Annotated in this window: 19 protein-coding genes and 1 riboswitch; of the genes, 9 read left to right on the top strand and 10 right to left on the bottom strand. The window is 63.3% G+C overall.

From position 1 onward, the window contains the following. Positions 1-19: 19 nt before the first annotated feature. On the bottom strand, positions 20-1,021 hold the full coding sequence (gene cobS / locus ACTHLA_RS03855) for a cobaltochelatase subunit CobS (RefSeq protein ID WP_440185652.1): 1,002 nt from the start codon (positions 1,019-1,021) through the stop codon (positions 20-22). A gap of 95 nt (positions 1,022-1,116) precedes the next feature. Then, entirely contained in the window at positions 1,117-1,566 is a 450-nt protein-coding gene (locus ACTHLA_RS03850) for a GFA family protein (protein WP_440185650.1), read from the bottom strand. Positions 1,567-1,679: 113 nt separating this feature from the next. On the opposite strand from ACTHLA_RS03850, the gene ACTHLA_RS03845 reads away from it, so the two are divergent. After that, positions 1,680-2,390 carry a GNAT family N-acetyltransferase gene (locus tag ACTHLA_RS03845; protein WP_440185648.1) on the top strand — a complete coding sequence of 237 codons (711 nt, stop codon included), beginning with the start codon at positions 1,680-1,682 and terminating at the stop codon, positions 2,388-2,390. 73 nt (positions 2,391-2,463) lie between these two features. On the opposite strand, the gene ACTHLA_RS03840 is transcribed toward ACTHLA_RS03845, so the two are convergent. Then, the gene (locus ACTHLA_RS03840; protein ID WP_440185647.1) at positions 2,464-3,129 is read right to left on the bottom strand and encodes a J domain-containing protein; all 666 of its coding nucleotides are present in this window, start codon (positions 3,127-3,129) and stop codon (positions 2,464-2,466) included. Positions 3,130-3,214: 85 nt separating this feature from the next. Here ACTHLA_RS03840 and ACTHLA_RS03835 point away from each other — a divergent pair, with 85 nt between their 5' ends. The 3 genes from ACTHLA_RS03835 (at position 3,215) to ACTHLA_RS03825 (ending at position 7,123) form a co-directional block, all read left to right on the top strand. After that, a complete protein-coding gene (locus ACTHLA_RS03835) occupies positions 3,215-3,499 on the top strand; it encodes a BolA family protein (protein WP_440185646.1) in 285 nt (94 codons plus the stop codon). Between the two features lie 72 nt (positions 3,500-3,571). Further along, positions 3,572-4,945, top strand: coding sequence for a TadE/TadG family type IV pilus assembly protein (locus tag ACTHLA_RS03830; protein ID WP_440185644.1), 1,374 nt, complete (start codon positions 3,572-3,574; stop codon positions 4,943-4,945). A gap of 26 nt (positions 4,946-4,971) precedes the next feature. Next, positions 4,972-5,157, top strand: a riboswitch (cobalamin riboswitch). A 109-nt stretch (positions 5,158-5,266) separates the two neighbouring features. Then, positions 5,267-7,123 carry a TonB-dependent receptor plug domain-containing protein gene (locus ACTHLA_RS03825; protein ID WP_440185642.1) on the top strand — a complete coding sequence of 619 codons (1,857 nt, stop codon included), beginning with the start codon at positions 5,267-5,269 and terminating at the stop codon, positions 7,121-7,123. 109 nt (positions 7,124-7,232) lie between these two features. On the opposite strand, the gene moaC is transcribed toward ACTHLA_RS03825, so the two are convergent. From moaC to ACTHLA_RS03810, 3 genes are read right to left on the bottom strand one after another with little or no spacing between them, the layout of a single operon-like run. Beyond that, positions 7,233-7,703, bottom strand: coding sequence for a cyclic pyranopterin monophosphate synthase MoaC (gene moaC, locus ACTHLA_RS03820; protein ID WP_440185640.1), 471 nt, complete (start codon positions 7,701-7,703; stop codon positions 7,233-7,235). Further along, a complete protein-coding gene (locus tag ACTHLA_RS03815) occupies positions 7,700-8,164 on the bottom strand; it encodes a molybdenum cofactor biosynthesis protein MoaE (RefSeq protein WP_440185638.1) in 465 nt (154 codons plus the stop codon). The genes moaC and ACTHLA_RS03815 overlap by 4 nt, the downstream gene beginning before the upstream one ends. 1 nt (position 8,165) lies before the next feature. Next, a complete protein-coding gene (locus ACTHLA_RS03810; RefSeq protein ID WP_440185636.1) occupies positions 8,166-8,408 on the bottom strand; it encodes a MoaD/ThiS family protein in 243 nt (80 codons plus the stop codon). A 123-nt stretch (positions 8,409-8,531) separates the two neighbouring features. Here ACTHLA_RS03810 and ACTHLA_RS03805 point away from each other — a divergent pair, with 123 nt between their 5' ends. Beyond that, positions 8,532-9,734, top strand: a complete 1,203-nt coding sequence (locus tag ACTHLA_RS03805; protein WP_440185634.1) for an SDR family NAD(P)-dependent oxidoreductase — start codon at positions 8,532-8,534, stop codon at positions 9,732-9,734. A gap of 59 nt (positions 9,735-9,793) precedes the next feature. Here ACTHLA_RS03805 and cydX read toward each other — a convergent pair whose 3' ends face one another. The 3 genes from cydX to ACTHLA_RS03790 are packed head-to-tail and all read right to left on the bottom strand — an operon-like array spanning position 9,794 to position 12,692. Then, positions 9,794-9,916: a cytochrome bd-I oxidase subunit CydX gene (gene cydX / locus ACTHLA_RS03800; protein WP_440185632.1), complete on the bottom strand. Its 123-nt coding sequence runs from the start codon at positions 9,914-9,916 to the stop codon at positions 9,794-9,796. A gap of 11 nt (positions 9,917-9,927) precedes the next feature. After that, the gene (gene cydB / locus ACTHLA_RS03795; protein ID WP_440185630.1) at positions 9,928-11,088 is read right to left on the bottom strand and encodes a cytochrome d ubiquinol oxidase subunit II; all 1,161 of its coding nucleotides are present in this window, start codon (positions 11,086-11,088) and stop codon (positions 9,928-9,930) included. Positions 11,089-11,111: 23 nt separating this feature from the next. Further along, positions 11,112-12,692, bottom strand: coding sequence for a cytochrome ubiquinol oxidase subunit I (locus tag ACTHLA_RS03790; RefSeq protein ID WP_440185628.1), 1,581 nt, complete (start codon positions 12,690-12,692; stop codon positions 11,112-11,114). Positions 12,693-12,958: 266 nt separating this feature from the next. Between ACTHLA_RS03790 and cydD the strand changes: the two genes are divergently transcribed. Then, positions 12,959-14,524: a thiol reductant ABC exporter subunit CydD gene (gene cydD / locus ACTHLA_RS03785; protein ID WP_440185626.1), complete on the top strand. Its 1,566-nt coding sequence runs from the start codon at positions 12,959-12,961 to the stop codon at positions 14,522-14,524. After that, positions 14,517-16,076, top strand: coding sequence for an ATP-binding cassette domain-containing protein (locus ACTHLA_RS03780; protein ID WP_440185624.1), 1,560 nt, complete (start codon positions 14,517-14,519; stop codon positions 16,074-16,076). Before cydD ends, ACTHLA_RS03780 begins: the two co-directional genes overlap by 8 nt. Here ACTHLA_RS03780 and ACTHLA_RS03775 read toward each other — a convergent pair. After that, positions 16,073-16,675 (bottom strand): TetR/AcrR family transcriptional regulator, encoded by a 603-nt coding sequence (locus tag ACTHLA_RS03775; RefSeq protein WP_440185622.1) that lies wholly within the window; start codon positions 16,673-16,675, stop codon positions 16,073-16,075. The genes ACTHLA_RS03780 and ACTHLA_RS03775 overlap by 4 nt on opposite strands. A 185-nt stretch (positions 16,676-16,860) precedes the next feature. Here ACTHLA_RS03775 and ACTHLA_RS03770 point away from each other — a divergent pair, with 185 nt between their 5' ends. Together ACTHLA_RS03770 and ACTHLA_RS03765 are read left to right on the top strand one after the other, a co-directional pair. Next, positions 16,861-18,285 carry an efflux transporter outer membrane subunit gene (locus tag ACTHLA_RS03770; RefSeq protein WP_440185620.1) on the top strand — a complete coding sequence of 475 codons (1,425 nt, stop codon included), beginning with the start codon at positions 16,861-16,863 and terminating at the stop codon, positions 18,283-18,285. A 32-nt stretch (positions 18,286-18,317) separates the two neighbouring features. Then, entirely contained in the window at positions 18,318-19,451 is a 1,134-nt protein-coding gene (locus tag ACTHLA_RS03765; RefSeq protein ID WP_440185618.1) for an HlyD family efflux transporter periplasmic adaptor subunit, read from the top strand. Positions 19,452-19,477 lie beyond the last annotated feature (26 nt).

Genomic DNA, 19,477 nt, shown 5'->3' with positions numbered 1-19,477 from the left:
TTCGCAGGGGAGGAGAAGGTTAGATCACCTTGACCTTCAGCGCGCTTTCCTTCACGTCCATGCCGAAGGCGCGTTGATAGAATTCCGCCAGGGTGTGACGCTCCAGCTCGTCCGACTTGTTGAGGAAGGACAGGCGGAAGGCCTGTTCCGGGTCGTCGCCGAAGATCAGCGTGTTCTGCGCCCAGGTGATGACGGTGCGCGGCGACATGACAGTCGAGATGTCGCCGTTCGCAAAAGCCGAGCGCGACATGTCGGCGACGCGCACCATGGCGTCGATGATTCCCTTGCGCTCCGGCGTATTGAACTCCGGCACCTTGGCCAAAACGATCTCGACCTCGGCGTCATGGCTCAGATAGTTGAGCGTCGTCACCAGCGACCAGCGGTCCATCTGGCCCTGATTGATCTGCTGCGTGCCGTGATAGAGCCCGCTTGTGTCGCCCAGACCGATGGTGTTGGTGGTCGAGAACAGGCGGAAGAACGGGTTGGGCTTGATGACCCGGTTCTGGTCCAGCAGGGTCAGGCGACCCTGCGCCTCCAGAACGCGCTGGATCACGAACATCACGTCCGGTCGGCCGGCGTCATATTCGTCGAACACCAGAGCGACCGGGCGTTGCAGCGCCCACGGCAATATGCCTTCGCGGAATTCGGTGACCTGCTGGCCGTTCTTCAGCACGATGGCGTCCTTGCCGATCAGGTCGATGCGGCTGACATGGCTGTCGAGATTGACGCGCACCAGCGGCCAGTTCAGGCGCGCCGCGATCTGTTCGATATGGGTCGATTTGCCGGTGCCGTGAAAGCCCTGCACCATGACGCGGCGGTCGTATGCAAAGCCCGCGCAGATGGCGAGAGTCGTCTGCGGATCGAAGCGATAGGCCTCGTCGATGTCCGGCACATGCGCATCGCGTGTCGAAAAGGCCGGGACCATCATGTCGCTATCGACGCCGAAAACCTCACGGATGCTCACCCGTTTGTCGGGCGTCAGGGTGAGCAAGGGATCGTTATAGTCGAGTTCGGCGGGCATGACGGGATCGGACTTTCGCAAACGAAATTTCGACTTTCCAGCTAAGACTTTAGCGCCTGTGAAACAACCCCGATTTTGAACTCCACAGTGTTTTTTTACGCTTCATCCGGGTGCTGATAACTGACCAGTTGCATCAGAAACGGCAGGGCTTCCAGATCGTCCATCGTATCCATGCCGGGCCAGTCATTGACGTGCGCCACCCATGGGATACGTGATTCCATGCCGTACTGCACGACAGGAACGATCTCTCCCGGATGATCGAAGGCGGCGATAGCCAGCGCCATGCCGTCGGGCGCCTCATAGGTCAGGGGCGTGCCGCAATGGGGGCAGAAGCCGCGCTTGACGAAGTTGGAGCTTTGGAAGCGCGCCGGTTCGGCCTTCGTCCAGGTCAGTTTCCCCTCGCCCAGATTGACCAGTGGCGCAAAGACATTGCCGAACGCCTTCTGGCACATGCGGCAATGGCAGATGGACGGGCGGCCCATCTCGCCTTCGACGGAGAACCGCACCGCGCCGCATTGACAGCCGCCATTTTGGATTTTGCTCATGGATCGCCTCCTGCACACGATATGCGGCGCCGTGCTGACGGTTTCCGACAGCAGGCCACATTGACGCCGCAGGCTGACACGCCTATCTGCGGCGGGCAAGAAGGACGGTTACAATGGACACCAGCTTACTCGACAATCCGGCCTGGCATGCTTTGAACGGACGTCATGCGCATCTGGCGCAGAAGCGGGGGCCAATCCTGCGTTATCCGGCGGATGTCTCGCCCTTTATTGGCTTCGAGCAGGCTGAGGATTCGGCCATCCTGCCGGACGTTCTGGCCGAGGGCGAGACGGCGCTGATCTGGTGGCCGGAGGAACTGGCGACCCCCGCGGGTCTGGACCTGATCGTGCGCTTTCCAATCCTGCAAATGGCGGCGTTCGATTTTCAGCCCGTCGAGATCGAGGCGGCGGACGTGATGGGGGATGACGACGTCGCCGACATGATCGCGTTAACGGCGCTGACCAAGCCGGGGCCGTTCACTACGCGCACACGTCATTTCGGCCACTATGTCGGGGTGCGCGAGGAAGGCAAGCTGATCGCGATGGCGGGCGAACGCATGAAGCCGGGGAATTTCACGGAAATCAGCGCCATCTGCACCCATCCCGATTATCAGGGGCGCGGCCTGGCAAAACGGCTGACCCAGATCATCGGCGCGCGAATCGTCAAGGCCGGACAAACGCCGTTCCTCAATGTGCTGCCGGAGAATGTGTCCGCCCGCGCGCTTTACGACCGGTTGGGCTTCACGCTGCGCCGCCAGATGTTTGTTCACCTGCTGCGCAAGCCCGGCGGCGAAGCGGCGGACGATCCGTTTTTCAGCAGTTTGTGACGAGGCCGTCGCCGCGCCCCCTCCGTCGGCTTCGCCGCCACCTCCCCCGCTGCGCAGGGGAGGATAAGATGGTTCAGGCGAGATTCATTTTCTTCAAGACCTTGTACGCCTTGATCACCCGTTGCAGCTTGTCCTCGGCGGAGCGGTCGCCGCCGTTATTGTCGGGGTGGCAGCGTTTGAGCAGCTCGGTGTAGCGCACGCGCACCTCGTCTGGGGCGGCGCCCGCTTCGAGGTCGAGGTCGACATAGGCCTGGCGCTCGATCTTGCCGAACTGGCGCTTGACCGGCTCATCGCGTTCGCGTTGCGGGGCGGCCCCGGCGCCGAAGACGCTGTGCGGATCGTAGCGGCCGCCGCTGGTCGTACCCTTGGCGGCGAAATTGGCGGCTTCACGGCTCTGGCGCGAGGCGCGGAAGGCCCAGGTCGGACGGTCGCCGGTGGCGATGGATTCGCGATGACGGCGCGCCTCGCCCTCGCTCATCCCCGCGAAGAAATTCCAGTTCTTGTTGTACTCGGCGGCGTGGCCGGTGCAGAAATTGTAGTATTCGTTCATCATGTCGCGCGACTTGGGCGCGCGAGCCGTGGCGACCTTGGAACATTCCGGCCATTCGCAGCGCTTCTGACCTGGCTTGAGATGCAGGACATCGTCTTCAGGACGGCGACCGCCCTCGGTCTCGCCTTCCTTGGGCGGACGGATGCGAATGTCCATGAATTTGGGTTTGTACTTGAAACCTTCGCTCATAGTCTGAGATATGACCCTTGAAGCTTAAAAAGCCGCTTATAAACTGATTGCCCGCAGCATCCTGACGGAGGATTGAGGCCGAAACATGGGAATGGTAGCCGAACGCATGAAATCCCGCCTGGGCGAAGCCCTTGCCCCGGTGCATCTGGAGATTCACGACGACAGCGCCAAACATAGTGGACATGCGGGCGCTCGGAAAGAGGGCGAAAGTCATTTTTCGCTGCTGATCGTATCGACGAAATTCGTCGGTCTGAATCGGGTGGCGCGGCAGCGGCTGGTCAATGGCGTCCTGGCCGACGAACTGGCCGGACCGGTTCACGCCCTGTCGCTGCGCACCCTGACGCCGGAGGAATTCGCGCAAAATTCCTGACCGGGTTAGCCAAGGCTTAAACCTGTTGGCTTAGGATGGTCCCCGACTTTACAGCCTGTCGGGGGCCGGAACGTGCTCAATCTTCTGCAACGCTTTGCGCAAAACCGCGCTGGCAACACCCTTCTGATCTTCGCTCTCACCATACCTGTGGTGCTGGCGGCCATTGGCGGCGCCATTGACTTTGGCCGCGCCGTGCAGTTGCGCGTGGCGATGCAGGACGCCGCTGACGTGGCCAGCCTCGGCGCCGTCGCGATCAATTCCGCCGCCTATAAGGTCGCCTTGCAGCAGGGCGACGGTGAAATCACCGCCGGAACCGCGCAGGCGCACGACATCTATCTGTCCGACATGATCAGCGCGCCGGAACTCTCAACGCCGATCATTTCGACGAATGTCAGCAAGTCCGGCACAGTGCTGACCTCGAAGATCAATGTCAGCGCCAATTACAAGCCCTACCTGCTGCAACTGTTCGGCTTCGCCACCCTGCCGCTCAGCGTCACGTCGAAATCGTCCTCAACCATCCCGCCCTATATCGACTTCTACCTGCTGCTGGACAACACGCCGTCCATGGGGCTGGGGGCCACCTATGCCGATATCGACAAGATGACGAGCGCCACCAGAAATGCGCCCAACGAGCAGAATTGCGCCTTCGCCTGCCACGAAACTGGCCCCTTCAACGGCCATGCCGCCACCTCGCCGGAGCGTTATACACTGGCCAAGAGCCTAGGCGTCACCATGCGTATCGACGTTGTGCGCGAAGCGACTCAGCAACTGATGGCTACGGCGAACAAGACCCAGACCATGCCCGGCCAGTATCGCATGGCCATCTATGATTTCGGGTCTGCGGCGGATAAAATCCCGCTGAATAGCCCGCCCGCCTATATGGTCAGTCAGTTGACCAGCAATCTGACCCAATCGGCCAGTAATGCGGGCGCGATCGACCTGATGACGATCCCGTATCAAAACTACAATACCGACCAGCAGACGAGCTTTACGTCCGTTCTGGCTTATATGAATCAGACCTCGGTCATCGCCAAGCCCGGCCCTGGAACATCCTCGACCGCGCCGCAAAAAGTGCTGTTCTTCGTCTCAGACGGCATGCAGGACAGCTATAGTTGCAATAAAAACGGAAAGTGTTCGCGTCAGTTGGGCGGATGGGACACCTCGGTCTGCGACAGCCTCAAAAGTCGCGGCGTCCGCATCGCCGTGCTTTACACGACCTATCTGCGCCTGACCGGCAACTATCTGCCGACAGGTTCAGGCGACAGGAACTGGTATATGAGCAATGTCGATCCCTTACTCGCGACATCGCCGACCGCAGTATACAACAGCATGAAAACCTGCGCCTCACCGGACCTGTTCTTCGAGGTTGGTCCCGACGAAGGCATCAGCGAGGCCATGACCGCCTTGTTCAACAAGGTGGTGCAGGTGGTGCGGATTCAGCAATAGCTTGACGTAAGTCGGCAAACCCCGTATCGCCCCCGCCGTGTCAAGGTGTCCGCAGCCACGGCTGCGGAAGAATAGGGAACCGGGTGAAAATCCCGGACTGTGCCCGCAACTGTAAGCGCTGAGCCAGACGGCAAATGTCACTCCGCAAGGGGGAAGACGCCGCCCGGCGTTCGAGGCGCAAGTCAGGAGACCTGCCTTGGCTGTCGTCCCTTGTCCGGCCGGGTCCAGCCGGGGCGAGCAGGTCTTTATTTCCTGAGCGACGATTCCTGTCAGTCCCTGCCTGCGCGCATGGGCTGTCGTCGCCTTATGGAGCCAAGACCTGTGCCCGGATTACGACTTTCCCTGATTCCCTTCGTTCTTTTGTGCCTGGCGCCCGCCGCCCATGCGCAGGAGACCGTCGTCACCATTACGCGCGAAGCCCTGCCCGTCTCGAAGATCGGCCAGAGCCTCGACGTGCTGACCTCGGCCGATATTCAAACCTATCAGCCGCTTCTGCTGTCCGACCTGCTGCTGCACACCACCGATCTCAGCATCGCGCGCAATGGCGGTCCGGGCGAAGCCGCCGCCGCCTCGATCCGGGGCGCGGGCGCCGATCACACGCTGTACGTCCTGAACGGCATTCGCCTGAACGATCCGTCTCAGGTCGGCGGCGGGACCAATCTTGGCCTGCTGAACATTGGCGACGCCGCGCGCGTCGAGGTGCTGCGCGGTCCACTTTCGACCCTGTGGGGCCAGGGTGCGCTGGGCGGCGTGGTCAGCGTGACCACGCGCACGGCGCAGGCGCCGCTGGAGGGCGATTTCGACGCGCAGGGCTTTGATCATTACGGCGCGGCGCGTCTCGGTTTTGGCGGCAAGGATAAGCGCCTCAACTGGCGCTTCAGCACAGGCCTGATCAGTGATCAGGGCGTGTCGGCCTTTGCAGGCGGAACCGAGAGGGACGGATTTTCGCAGCAAGACGCCAGCCTGACCGCCGGATATGCGTTCAGCGATACGCTGAAACTGAACGGTCTCTACAGCCGCGCCCACAGCCGCAACGCCTATGACGGCTATCCGGCGCCCGACTACGTCTTCGCCGACACCGGCGACTTCGGCAAGACCGATACGCAAATCGCCGGCCTCGGCCTAACGCACAGCTTTGACAAGGGCGAACAGAGCCTGTCACTCAGCGCCAGCGACACGCAGCGCAAGGATTACAACGCAGACGGATCGCCGTCCTTTATCGCACGCGGTCGTATTGAGGCGGCGGACTATCATATCAGCTACAACCTGCTGAACGCCCACCTCCTTGGCGGCATCGCCTATGAGCGCGACTGGATGAGCAACGCCGCGCCCTCGGCGTGGGATCCGGCGCCGGTTCCGCTGAAAGCCTCGGTCACGCAAAGCAGCGTCTATGGTCAGGTACGGCGCGATTTCGGTCGGGTCGGAGTCACCCTCAGCGGACGCCATGACGACTCGTCGAGCTTTGGCGGACTGGACACGGTTCAGGCCGCGCTCGTCGCCCCTGTCGGTGCGCACGTCAGATTGCACGCCAGCGCCGGAACGGGCGTCAAGGCGCCGAGCCTCTATCAACTTTACAGCGAGTACGGCGCGGCTGGTTTGACGCCGGAGAAAGGCGTGACCGTCGATGGCGGCGCGACCTTGACGACGGCGCGCGGCCATATCGACCTGACCGTGTTTTCGCGCACCGTACGCGACCAGATCGACTTCGGTTATGTCGGCTGCGCAGCGGCGCAGCTTTATGGCTGCTATGGCAATATAGACCGGACGCGCGCATCCGGCGTGGAGATGGAAGGCGAAATCGCCGTCTCCGGCGCCATAACTCTACGCGGCCACTACAGCTTTCTGCACACGCGCAATGACTCGGCGGGCTTTGCAGGCAAGCGTCTGGCGCGCACGCCGGATCAGATGGGCGGAGTCGACCTTGGCTATGCGGCGACGAAGAAGCTGAACCTGGGCCTCGGCCTGCGCCATGCGGGCGCGGCGTTCGACGATGTTGACAACGCGACCCGCCTGAAGGCCTACACCCTGGCCGATCTGCGCGCCGACTATGCGCTCAATGACCGCCTCAGCCTCTATGGCCGGATCGAAAACGCGGGCGATACGCGCTTTGAGACCGCGGCCGGTTATGGCCAGCCCGGACGCCGGGTGTGGCTTGGCGTCCACACCCGTCTCTTTTGAGCATCAGGGTGTTGTGCGTCGCAACAATGCGCCTATGGTGATGGCGTTCAAGCACGGCGTTCGCGCCGATTCCAAAGCACCGCAGGGGTTCGTCCTCTGCGGTTTCTTTTTACTCCGCTGTTGGCCAGTCGGATTTTCCGCCCGATTTGGCGACCACCTCAATCGCTTCGATGCGCATGGCCTTATCGACCGCCTTGAGCATGTCATAGAGCGTCAGGGCCGCGACGCTGACGGCGGTCAGCGCCTCCATCTCCACCCCGGTCTTGCCCGTGGTTTTCACCTCGCCGACAATGTCGAAGCCGAGATCGGTCATCGCGATGCGCACACTGACCCGGCTCAGGGGCAAGGGGTGGCATAAGGGAATCAGGTTCGCCGTCTGCTTGGCGGCCATGATCCCGGCCAGCTCCGCCGTGGCGATCACGGCCCCCTTGGGCGCGCGGCCTTCGCGCACAATCTCCAGTGTCGCGGGCGCGCACGCGAGCCGACCGCGCGCCGAGGCGATGCGCGCCGTGTCCGGCTTGTCGGAAACATCAACCATGTGCACGCGGCCCGCCGCGTCCAGATGCGATAATTCACTCATCTCCGGCTCCATCGGTTCAGATCGTCGCGGTCCTGCGCCGTCGGCTCGACCCAGCGCGTAAAATCTTCACCCGATTCGCGCTTCCAGAAGGCCGCTTCGGACTTCAACCGGTCCATAACATAATCCGCCGCTTCGAACGCCGCACGACGGTGCGGACTGGCGGCGGCGACAAAGACAATCGCCTCGCCCGCCGCGATTTTTCCGGCGCGATGATGGATGGTCAGAGCGGTGGGCGCAAACCGGCCTTCCGCGTCCTGCGCAATCGCCGTCACCGACGCTTCGGTCATGCCCGGATACCAGTCCAGCCACAGATGGTCGACCGCGCCGTCGCGCGCATGGCCGCGCACCGCCCCGGTAAAGCTGACCACAGCTCCGGCATGGCCATGGGCCGCCAGAAACGCCTCATGCAACGCAGCGGGGTCGATCGGCGCCTCGCCGACCCATATGTCGCGCGCAACCACGTCAGCCGCCTGAAAAAACGGGGAAAAAAGCAACCTCATCACCCGCGGTCAGCGGTCGGTCGTCGAAAACCTGCGCCTGATTGACGCTCATGCGAATATCCCCTGCGTTCAGATGTCCGCCGGTCAAGGCGGCTGCCAACACCTCGTCCCGCAAACCATAGAGCGTTTTGGCGTCACCCGCATAGCTCAGACGTCGCGCCTGCATCGCATCCGCCAGCCTGCCGAAAAATAAAATTTCAATCATCCGCACCCTAAACCTGTGGGTGAAAAAAGCGTCGGCTTTTTACACGCCCGCTTGTATTAAAGGCTTGCCAAACGGCAAAGATCAAGCTTGATAACCGTAAAGAGCCTATTCGTTGAGACGTCCATGAGTCTGTCAAACTATCGCCTGCTGCGTACTTTAAGCAGACTTGCGTCTCTGGGCCGGAAACCCGGCGTGCTGCCCCTGCCCGATCCCAGCGATCCGGCCTCGTTCCGCGTCCTGCTGCATCGGCCGCAGGTGGCGCTGGATACCGATGGCTTGAAGCGTTTTTACAACGGCAAGCGCATTCTGGTCACCGGCGCAGGCGGCTCGATCGGCTCTGAAATCGTCAAACAGGCGTTGACGCTCGGCGCCACGCACGTCACCTTGGTCGATCACTCCGAACTGGCGCTTTATGAGATCGACCGCGCCGTTCGGGAAACCTTCGAGGGCCAGCGCGCCCATCCTGTCTTGTGCAGCATCCGGCGCAAGGAGCGCATTGAGGCGGTGATGAAGGCCGCCCGGCCCGACGTCGTCTTCCACGCCGCCGCGCTCAAACACGTGCCGATGGTTGAGCTGAATCCGTGCGAAAGCGTGCTGACCAATGTGCTGGGCACGCAATATGTGATCGACGCGGCCAAGGCGGCGAAGGTCGGGCAACTGGTGCTGATCTCATCGGACAAGGCGGTGGCGCCGTCCTCGCTGATGGGCGCGACCAAGCGTCTGGCCGAACACCTGATCCGCACCCAGATCACCGATGACCATCAGGCCTGCGTGGTGCGCTTCGGCAATGTGCTGGGCTCGACCGGCTCGGTCGTGCCCCTGTTCAAGTCGCAGATCGAGCGCGGCGGACCGCTTACCCTGACCGACAAGGACGCCGAACGCTATTTCATGACCATTTTCGAGGCCGTGCAACTGGTGCTGACCGCCGCCATGCACAATGCCGAGACGCCGCAGCACAAGTCGGGGCTGTATATTCTGGAAATGGGCCAGCCGGTGCGCATTCTTGACCTGGCCAACCGCCTGATCCGGCTTTACGGCCTCAAGCCCGACAAGGACATCAAGATCACCTTCACCGGCCTGCGCGAAGGCGAAAAGGTCACCGAGGCGCTGATCGACGATAATGAAATCCGTCAGGCGGTGCTGCCCGGCATTTTCGAGGTCGCCAATGTCGCCCATGTCGCGCCGCTGGCCGACGAAATCATGCACACCCTGTACGCTCTGGCGCAGGAAGGCCATGACGATCCGGCCCGGACCATGGTGTTCAACCTCGTCAAGTCGCTGCGAGACCGCCCGACGCCGCTGCCGCAGATCGTCAACGCCGAATAGTCGCCGTCCGTCTTAAGCAACATGAAAACGCCGACCTTTTCAGGTCGGCGTTTGTCGTTTCAGCTCTTGTGCGGATCCTCGGCGTCCGGGTCGTCCGCGGTATGAAATTCATACCAGATGCCGTTGAGGATGCCGACGGCGACGGCCAGTCCGACGCCCAGTATCCAGGAAAAGTACCACATGTCTTCTCTCCTTAATACAGGTCGGGATTGACAGCGACGTCCTGCACGCCGACCCGGCCGAACAGAACCTTATAGACCCAGCCGGTGTAGTAGAGCACGATCGGCAGGAAGACGACGGTGACCAGCAGCATGATGAACAGGGTCATGTGCGAGGACGAGGCGTTCCACACCAGCAGGCTGGAATGGGCGTCGACGCTGGACGGCAGGATGATCGGGAACATCGAGAACCCTACCGTGCCGATCACCCCGAAAATGGTCAGGGACGAAGCCAGGAAGGCCAGGAAGTCCTGACGCCCTTTCAGGAACAGCGCCGCAAGGGCGGGACCGGCGAAGGCGACGACGGGCGCAATCCACATCCACGGATATTTGGCGTAGTTGCTCAGCCAGGCGCCCGCCTGACGCACGACCTCGGCATGGGTCGGGTTGGAGGCGCCTTCGGGATCGACCTGACCGACGACTGCGTAGCCGAGATCGGTGAAACGGACGAAGACGTGGCCGACGGCCAGCAGCACAATCAGGGCGATGGCGGCGATGACGCCGTAATTGATAGCCCGGTCACGGGCCTCGCCCTTTTCCAGCTTCATGGCCAGCCAGGTTGCGCCCTGCAGGGCCAGCATGGCGACCGAAGCCAGACCGCAGACGAGGGTGAACGGCGTGAACAGGTGCAGAAGGCCGCCCAGGACATGATCCTGATAGGTCACGCGCAGGTCCGAATCGAGGCTGAAGGGCGCGCCTTGCAGCACATTGCCCATCGCCACGCCGAACACCAGGGCCGGGATAAAGCCGCCTGCGAACAGGGCCCAATCCCAGTTGCGCCGCCAGGCTGCGCCCGGCTTCTTGGAGCGGTACTTGAACCCGACGGGCCGCAGGATCAGCGACATCAGAACCAGGAACATGGCCAGATAGAAGCCTGAGAAGCTGACGGCATAGACGAATGGCCAGGCCGCGAAGATGGCGCCGCCGCCGAGGATGAACCAGACCTGATTGCCTTCCCAGGTCGGTCCGACCGTGTTGATGACGGCCCGCCGCTCCTTGTCGCCTTTGGCGACGAAGGGCAGGAGGCTGGCCACGCCCATGTCGAAGCCGTCGGTGATGGCGAAGCCGATGAGCAGCACGCCGACCAGCAGCCACCAGATGGCGCGCAGAGCCATGTAGTCGAGAGGTAATTCCATGATAAGTCTCCTTGCGCTTGTGCTTACTCAGCGGGCGCCGGTTCGAGCGCCGGCACGTCGTCGGCAGGCTCGTCGTGCATACGGCCAAACTTGGCTTCGTAAGGCCCCTTCTTGATCGTACGGACCATCAGGCTGACCTCAATCACGGCCATGACGCCGTACATCAGGGTAAAGCCCGCAATGGTCAGCCAGATCTGCGGGACCGTCAGGCTGGAGGCGCCCATAAAGGTCGGCAGAACACCATCCACCGCCCAGGGCTGGCGACCGATTTCGGCCAGCAGCCAGCCGCCTTCGATGGCGATCCACGGGAAGGGAATGGCCACAATGCAGGCGGTGAGGAACAGCTTATTGCGGTGGCCGTTGAAGGTGACCATGAAGAAGGCCGCAATGAACAGGGCGATGAAGGCGAAGCCGAGGAAGGCCATCAGCCGGAAGGCCCAGAACATCAAAGGCACGTTCGGTATGGTGTCCATCGCCGCCTTGACGATCAGGGCGTCATTGGCCTGACGCGGATCGGCGATGTATTTCTTCAGCAACAGACCGTAGCCGAGGTCGGCCTTGGTTCCTTCGAACTGCGCGCGCGCGCCCAGATCGTTCGGATTGGCCTTGAGCTTTTCGACCGCATCATAGGCGATGACGCCGTTGCGGATGCGATGCTCGGCGATATCGACCAGTTCGAGAATGCCGATGACCGGCTTATCGACGCTGCGGGTCGCGATCAGGCCCAGAACGTAGGGAATCTTGATCTCGGCCTTGGTGGTGTGGGTCTTGAGATCGGGAATGCCGAACAGGGTGATGCCCGCGGGCGCAGGTTCCGTGTGCCACATGGCCTCCAGAGCGGCCAGCTTCATCTTCTGGTTATCGGTCAGGGTGTAGCCCGACTCATCGCCCAGCACGACGACCGACAATGAGGCGGCCAGACCGAAGGCCGCCGCCACCGCCATCGAGCGTTTGGCCACGCTGACATATTTGCCGCGGATCAGATAGATGGCTGAGACGCCCAGCACGAACACCGCCGCCAGCACATAACCGGCGCTGACCGTATGCACGAACTTGGCCTGAGCGACTGGGTTGAACAGCACCTCCATGAAGTTGGACACCTCCATGCGCATGGTTTCCGGGTTGAAAACCGCGCCGGTCGGATGCTGCATCCAGCCATTGGCGATCAGGATCCACAGCGCCGACAGATTGGTGCCCAGCGCCACCATGAAGGTGACCATCAGGTGCGCCGGTTTGGACAGCTTGTCCCAGCCGAAGAACATCAGGCCGACAAAGGTGGCTTCAAGGAAGAAGGCCATCAGCCCCTCGATCGCCAGCGGCGCGCCGAAAATGTCGCCGACATAGTGCGAATAGTACGACCAGTTGGTGCCGAACTCGAACTCCATGGTCAGGCCGGTGGCGACGCCGAGGACGAAGTTGATACCGAACAGCATGCCCCAGAAACGGGTGATTGTGCGCCAGATCTCCTGACGCGTCAGCACGTACACGCTCTCCATGATCACCAGCATGAAGCTGAGGCCCAGGGTTAGCGGTACGAACAGGAAGTGATACATGGCTGTCAGGGCGAATTGCAGCCTTGACAGTTCTACGGTACTGAGGTCCATCAGACCCTCCCCTAACAAGTGTGTCCAAGACTCACGCAATGCGCGAATTAGACACCGAAACCTGGCTATATTCAACGTCACGCATATAACGAGCGCGTGACAGATGAAGCAAAATCCATAGAAACCCTAAGGCTTTGCCCCGCACTGCACAATCACTGGAAATGTCGCACCCCCCTGTCGCACGTCAAAATGCCGCACCCGCTGTCGCCACGCCTAAGGACGCGCAAAAACAGTTACGGACATGGGCGAAAAACGCCGGCGCCGCCTTGCGTCGCGTCAATATTATCGGCCTGCTCGACGCTGGACTGATCGTGCTGTTCGCCTGGGGGCTGAGCCATGCGGTCAGCGATCTGATGCGGCGACCGCACGCCATTGCGGCGGACGCCCTGCCGATCGCTGCCCTGCTGCTGGCGGTAACGCTGCGCGCAGGCCTGTCGGTCGTCATGCAGCGACTCAACCAGAAGCTGGCGCGCGACATCGTGCGCGATGTGCGTCTCGGTCTGATGGACAAGGCGCTGGCCGGACGCATCGACCCGGCGCGTCAGCAGGGGCGGCTCAACGCCCTGTTCGAGGACACCGAGGCGCTGGAAGGCTATTATGCGCGCTTTCGTCAGGCCGAGACGCAGGCGCGGCTGATCCCGCTGCTGATGATCGCGCTGATCGCGCTGGCCAGTCCGGTCGGCGCGCTGATTCTGCTGATGACGCTCGTTCCGTTCATTGTGCTGATGGCGGTGCTGGGCATGGGCAGCGCCGACGAATCGAAAAAGCAGCTCGACGCCTTATCGCGCCTGTCGGGCCTGTTCGTCGATCGCATCAAGTCGCTGCCGCTGATCCTCGCCTTCGATGCAGGCGACCGACAGGCTAGGGCCGTGGACCGCGCCGCGCACGATGTGGCCGAGCGCACCCTGCGCGTGCTGAAGATCGCCTTCCTGACCTCGGCGGTGCTGGAGTTTTTCAGCGCGCTGAGCGTGGCTCTGATCGCCGTCTATTGCGGCTTCTACCTGCTGGGTCAGTTGCCGTTTCACGTTCCCGAGCACCTCGACCTCGGCAAGGCGTTTTTCGTGCTGGCCCTGGCCCCCGAAGTCTATGCGCCGATGCGCCGCCTCGCCGCCGCCTATCACGACCGTCAGACCGCCGTGGCGGCGGCGCAGCGCCTGCTGGCCGTTGAGGTTCTGCCCGAACCCGTCGCCAGCCCGCGCCTTACCGCCGCGCCGCGGCTCAGCTTCGATAAGGTGACGTGCGGCTTTCCCGACGATCCGGGCTTTCGCATCGGACCGGTCAGCTTCCAGGCCGGGCCGGGATCGGTCACCGCTCTGGTCGGGCCGACCGGCGCAGGCAAGACGACTCTGCTGCGCGCCTTGTTAGGGCAGGGCCAGATTGTTTCCGGCGCCGTCTTCGTCAACGACGCGCCCTTGACCGACATCACCGACAGCATCGCCTGGGTGTCGCAGCATCCGCCGATCCTGGCGGGTTCCTTACGCGACAATCTGCTGGCCGGTACGAAGGCGGATGAGGCCGCGCTGGCGCGCGCCATAGCCGCGGTCGGGCTGGAGCCGCTGGTCGCCGCGCGCGGGCTAGACGCGCAGCTCGATGAGCGCGGCTCTGGCCTGTCCGGCGGGGAGCGGCGGCGCATCGGCCTGGCGCGCGCCGTGCTGAAGGACGCGCCGCTGTGGCTGCTCGACGAACCCAGCGCCGATCTCGACGCCGAATCCGAGGCCGACCTGATCACGCGCCTGCCTGATCTGTTTCGGGGGCGCACCGTGATCCTCTCCAGCCACTCGCCGCGCCTGTGCGCGCTTGCCGAACAGATTGTGGAGGTCGGTCATGTTTGAGCAGGATTACAAAACCCTATTGCGCCCCTTCGCGCCGCGCCTGCTGTTGACCTCGGCCTTCGCCGCTGGGGTGAGCGTGGCCGCCGTCGCCCTGCTCGGCCTGTCGGGCTGGTTCCTGACCGCCGCCGCCGTAGCGGGCGCAGCCGGTCCTGTCGCCGTGCAGGCGTTCAACTATCTGCTGCCGAGTGCGGCGATCCGCTTCTTCGCCATTGCGCGCACCGTGCTGCGCTACGGCGAACGCTATCTCGGCCACAGCGCGGCCCTGCGCGCCATGGCCGATCTGCGCCCCGCCCTGTTCAGACGCCTGCTGGGCCAGAGTCGCAGCGATCTGATGCGCCTGTCGCGCGGCGAGGCGTCAAGCCGCTTCGTGCAGGACGTCAGCGCACTGGAGAACCGGCTGGTGGCGCAAAGCGCCCCGGCGGCGGCGGGCGGCGGCCTGGTCATGGCGCTTGTGATGTGCGGCTGGGCGATGCCGTGGAGCGCCCTGATCCTGCTGGTCTTCATGGCGGCGACCCTGACAACCGCTCTCTACATCCACCGTCGCCTGCCCGCCACCGAGACCGTTTCAGAACAGGCCGCCATCGGGGCGCTCAAGACGCGCTTTTATGAGCTGAGCGCCCTGTTGCCGGACGTGCGCGCCTACGATCTGCGCGCGCCGCTAATGAAGGAGCTGCGCGAGCTTGAAGCGCGTCTGCACGCCGCAAAGACACACATGGTCGGGCGCGACGCTGTGGTCGGCGCGGTCAGCTTGATCCTGATGGGTTTGTGCATGACGGCGTTGATCGCGTCCGACATTCACGCCCGCCTCGCCGATCTGGCGCTGAGCCTGCTGGCCGCCAGCATGGCGTTCGACAGTCTGGGCGTTCTGGCGAAAGCCATCGGGCAGAAGGCCGTGTTCGATCAGGCGCAGACGCGCGTCGCGGACCTGTACGACGCGCCGCGGGAAGTTGAGGCTGCGACTCTGGCGCAGGCGCCCTATCTGAAGGCGGACGAGACGCGCTACGATCTCGACCGTTCCTTGCGCTTACGCATTGACGGCGCGTCGGGCAGTGGCAAGACGCGGCTGATTGAGGGGTTGATGGGATTGCGCGCGGATCGGCCCGAAGGCGTTTACGACAGCGCCCTGTTCGCCCTGGCGCCGCAGGACGCCGCTGTGCTGACCGGTTCAGTGCGCGACAATCTGATGATGGCGATGAGCGACGCGACGCTGAAGACGCTGACGCGCGAGGAACAGACGGCGCGGCTGTGGCTTGCGCTGGAGGACGCCGCACTGGCGAACCGGGTGCGCGGCATGGCGAATGGTCTTGAGACCTGGATTGGTGACGGCGGCGTCACCCTGTCCGGCGGCGAGCGCAAGCGGCTGGCTCTCGCGCGCGCCCTGCTGCGCGACGCGCCGGTGCTGATTCTGGATGAACCGACGGAGGGGCTGGACCTGGCCACCGAGGCCTTTGTGGTCGAGCGGTTGCGCGACCGGCTGAAATCACAGGGCCTGATCCTGATCAGCCACCGCGAAGCGCCGCGGGTGTTGGCGACGCAGGTTTTGCGGGTCTAGGATTTGGCCCCGTAGGCCGAGAAGAAGACGAACATCGCCGCCTCGACCTCGGCGTCGATCTCGGCGTCCGATGGTTCCGGCGCATAGGCCAGCAGACGCGCCTTGAGCATACGTCCGTGGATCAGCGAAGTGAAATGATGCGCCGCGACCATGACGTCGGGCACGATCAGCTCGCCGCGATTGCGGGCCTTTTCGATATAGGCGGCGATGATGCGCGCCCCGGTCAGCGGCCCGGCTTCGTAGAACATCCGCCCGACGTCCGGCGATTTGTGGCTTTCCGCTGAGATGACGCGCCAGTTCTGTAAGGCCGGTTCGGCGGTGAAGGCGCGCACATAACCTTTGGCGAAGCGGGTCAGGACCGTGCGCGCGTCCCCGTCGTCCGTCAGAAGATGCGCGATCTCGCCGCGATGAAAGACGCAGGAGCGTTGCACATAAGCTTCGAACAGTTCTTCCTTACTCTTGAAATAGTTATAAAGCGTGCCCTTCGACCCGCCGACCCTGGCCGCGATGGTGGACATGGAGGCGCTGGCATAGCCTTCATTAAGGAAGACTTCTGTCGCTACATCCAAAATCGCCTCGCGGCGGTCTTCGCGGTCCATACGCCCCTTGCATCCAGCCTCGCCCCCGTTTGGCGTTTGATCGTCTGTGTGCATTGCAAAAAAATCCTAAACCGTACGGTATGGTCAGCTTGACAGATACTATGCGCCAGACTATATGTCCAGCCGAAATGACCATACCGTACGGTTATATGGTGAACCGTACCGATCGACTCCAGAGTGGCAAAATGACGCACATCCGTTTTTCCGCCCCGCTTGCCGCGGCGCTGCTGGCCGCGAGCGCCCTGACCGCCTGCACGACCATTCCGCAGAGCGCGCCCTTCGCCACCGAACCGAGCCAGGCCAAGAAGGTCAACCCGATTGCAGCGGTCAGCGAACAGGACTGGTGGAAAAGCTTTGGCGATCCGCAGCTCGAAGGTCTGATGGTGCAGGCGCTCAACAACGCGCCCAGTCTGGCCACGGCCGAGGCGCGTCTGAACGCGGCGCAGGCGGTCGTGTCGTCCTCGCACGCTGTCGCCGGGCCGAATATCGGCCTGAACGCTTCGGCTTTCGCAGCCAAGCAGAGCTATAATTATCTGTTCGGCCATCCCGGGGCGGGCAGCCCGCTGCCGTCCGGCTATCAGGATTACGGTCAGGTTACGCTGAATTTCGACTGGGATCTCGACTTCTGGGGCAAGAACCGCGCCGCCATCACCGCCGCCACCAATTCGGCGCGCGCCGCCGGGGCCGACGCCGCGCAGGCGCGGCTGATGCTGGCCGCCGCTGTGACCTCGGCCTATGTCGATCTTGATCGCCTCTATCAGGAGCGCGATCTGGCCGCGCGCGCCGTCGATATCCATCAGGACAGCGCCAATCTGGTGCAGCAGAAACTCAATAACGGCGTCGCCAACCGCGCCACGCTCGATCAGGCGCAGGCCAATGTTTACGCCGCCCGGTCCGATCTGGCCGCCCTCGACGAACAGATCGACATCAACAAGCACCTGATCGCCGCACTGATCGGCGCCGCGCCCGACGCCGCCGCGAAGATCCAGCGTCCACAGCTCAAGCCCGCCGCCGACGCCTTCTCCGGGGCGCCGCAGACGGTCGATCTCGACCTGATCGGCCGCCGTCCCGACATCATCGCCGCACGCTGGCGCGCCGAGGCGGCCTCGGCGAAAATCCGCGAAGCCCACGCCGCCTTCTATCCGAACATCAATCTGGCCGCCTTTGTCGGCGTGCAGTCGCGGCACCTCGACCAGTTGCTCCAGTCGGGTTCGGACATCGGTCAGGCCGGTCCGGCCCTCAGCCTGCCCCTGTTCGACGGCGGCGCGCTCAAGGCCAATCTCAAGACAGCCGAGGCCGGTCACGCCCTGGCCATAGCCAGCTATAATCAGGACGTGCTGACCGCCATGCAGCAGGTCGCCGACGCCCTGACCAGCCAGCGCGCCCTGCACGACCGGCTCGACAACGCCCAGAAGGCGCAGGACGCCTATGAGGAAGCCTATAAGCTGGCCAAGCTGCGCTATGACGGCGGCCTTTCCGACTACACCTCGCTGCTCGTCGCCGAACAGGCCTTGATCAATCAACGTCGCGTCGTGACCGACCTGAAGAGTCGCGCCCTGACGCTCGACATCGCCCTGATCAAGGCCCTCGGCGGCCAATACACCGCATAAGCAACACATCCTCCGCTCTCAGAGAATCCGTCATGTCCGACACAGCTCAATCCGCGCCCAAGCCCAACGCCGCCAATAACGCCAAACGCAAGCGTCTTCTGACCTATCTGGCCGCCGCCGTCGCGGTCGGCGCCATCGGTTACGGCGTCTATTATCTGGCCTACGCCTCACACTATGTTTCGACCGACAACGCCTATGTCGGCACGGATGTGGCGCAGGTCAACGCTCTGGTCCCCGGCCCGATCGCCACCGTGGTCGTCAATGAAACCCAAGCCGTCAAGGCGGGCGACGTTCTGGCCACCATCGACAATTCCGACGCCAGGATCGCCGTCGAACAGGCCAAGGCCGACCTTGCCCTGGCGCAACGCCGCGTACAGGGCTATTACGCCACCGACGAAGCGTTGGGCGGCCAGCTTAGCGCTCGTCAGGCCGACGTCGCCCGCGCCGAAGCCGCCATCGCCGCCGCCAAATCCGATCTCGACAACGCGAAACTGGAGCTGACCCGCCGTCAGAACCTCGCCCAGTCCGGCGCCGTGTCGCAGGAGGAGTTGACCTCGGCGCAGAACGCCTATGCTCGCGCCCAGGCCGCCTATGCGACCGCCGCCGCCGACCGCGACGCCGCCCAGGCCGCCGTGCAGGCCGCCAGCGGCCAGCGCGCCACCAATGCGACCCAGATCAACGGGGTTGACGCTTCGCAAAACCCCGAAGTCCTGGCTGCACAGGCGAAGCTCGACGCCGCGCAACTGGCGCTCGACCGCACCATTGTGCGCGCCCCGACCGACGGCATCGTCTCGAAGAAGTCCATCGAGGTCGGCCAGCAGGTCGCCGTCGGCACGCCTTTGATGACCATCGTGCCGACCTCGACCGCCTATGTGGATGCCAATTACAAGGAAGTGCAGCTCAAAAAGGTGCATGCGGGCCAGAAGGTCGAGCTTTATTCCGACCTCTACGGCAAGGGCGTGACCTATCATGGCGTGGTGCGCGGTCTGTCGGGCGGCACCGGCTCGGCCTTCTCGCTGATCCCGGCGCAGAACGCCTCCGGCAACTGGATCAAGGTCGTGCAGCGCCTGCCGGTGCGCATCGACCTCGACCCGAAGGAACTGAAAGCCCACCCCTTGCGCGTCGGCCTGTCCATGACCGCGAAGATCGACACCAGCAAGAACTAAGCCCCCTCATACCTCCCCAGTTGACT

This window comes from Asticcacaulis sp., assembly GCF_051956075.1.
GTDB lineage: Bacteria > Pseudomonadota > Alphaproteobacteria > Caulobacterales > Caulobacteraceae > Asticcacaulis.
The sequence above is the reverse complement of the archived record's forward strand: the minus strand, read 5'-3'. Positions and strand labels throughout refer to the sequence as shown.

Bases quoted from the DNA above. Each gene is read 5' to 3' on its own strand.
- ACTHLA_RS03850 (WP_440185650.1), bottom strand. From the start codon at position 1,566: ATGAGCAAAATCCAAAATGGCGGCTGTCAATGCGGCGCGGTGCGGTTC.
- ACTHLA_RS03765 (WP_440185618.1), top strand. From the start codon at position 18,318: ATGTCCGACACAGCTCAATCCGCGCCCAAGCCCAACGCCGCCAATAAC.
- ACTHLA_RS03810 (WP_440185636.1), bottom strand. From the start codon at position 8,408: ATGATTGAAATTTTATTTTTCGGCAGGCTGGCGGATGCGATGCAGGCG.
- ACTHLA_RS03845 (WP_440185648.1), top strand. From the start codon at position 1,680: ATGGACACCAGCTTACTCGACAATCCGGCCTGGCATGCTTTGAACGGA.
- cydX (WP_440185632.1), bottom strand. From the start codon at position 9,916: ATGTGGTACTTTTCCTGGATACTGGGCGTCGGACTGGCCGTCGCCGTC.
- ACTHLA_RS03775 (WP_440185622.1), bottom strand. From the start codon at position 16,675: ATGGACCGCGAAGACCGCCGCGAGGCGATTTTGGATGTAGCGACAGAA.
- ACTHLA_RS03790 (WP_440185628.1), bottom strand. From the start codon at position 12,692: ATGGACCTCAGTACCGTAGAACTGTCAAGGCTGCAATTCGCCCTGACA.
- ACTHLA_RS03770 (WP_440185620.1), top strand. From the start codon at position 16,861: ATGACGCACATCCGTTTTTCCGCCCCGCTTGCCGCGGCGCTGCTGGCC.
- ACTHLA_RS03780 (WP_440185624.1), top strand. From the start codon at position 14,517: ATGTTTGAGCAGGATTACAAAACCCTATTGCGCCCCTTCGCGCCGCGC.
- ACTHLA_RS03835 (WP_440185646.1), top strand. From the start codon at position 3,215: ATGGGAATGGTAGCCGAACGCATGAAATCCCGCCTGGGCGAAGCCCTT.
- cobS (WP_440185652.1), bottom strand. From the start codon at position 1,021: ATGCCCGCCGAACTCGACTATAACGATCCCTTGCTCACCCTGACGCCC.
- moaC (WP_440185640.1), bottom strand. From the start codon at position 7,703: ATGAGTGAATTATCGCATCTGGACGCGGCGGGCCGCGTGCACATGGTT.
- ACTHLA_RS03805 (WP_440185634.1), top strand. From the start codon at position 8,532: ATGAGTCTGTCAAACTATCGCCTGCTGCGTACTTTAAGCAGACTTGCG.
- ACTHLA_RS03840 (WP_440185647.1), bottom strand. From the start codon at position 3,129: ATGAGCGAAGGTTTCAAGTACAAACCCAAATTCATGGACATTCGCATC.
- cydB (WP_440185630.1), bottom strand. From the start codon at position 11,088: ATGGAATTACCTCTCGACTACATGGCTCTGCGCGCCATCTGGTGGCTG.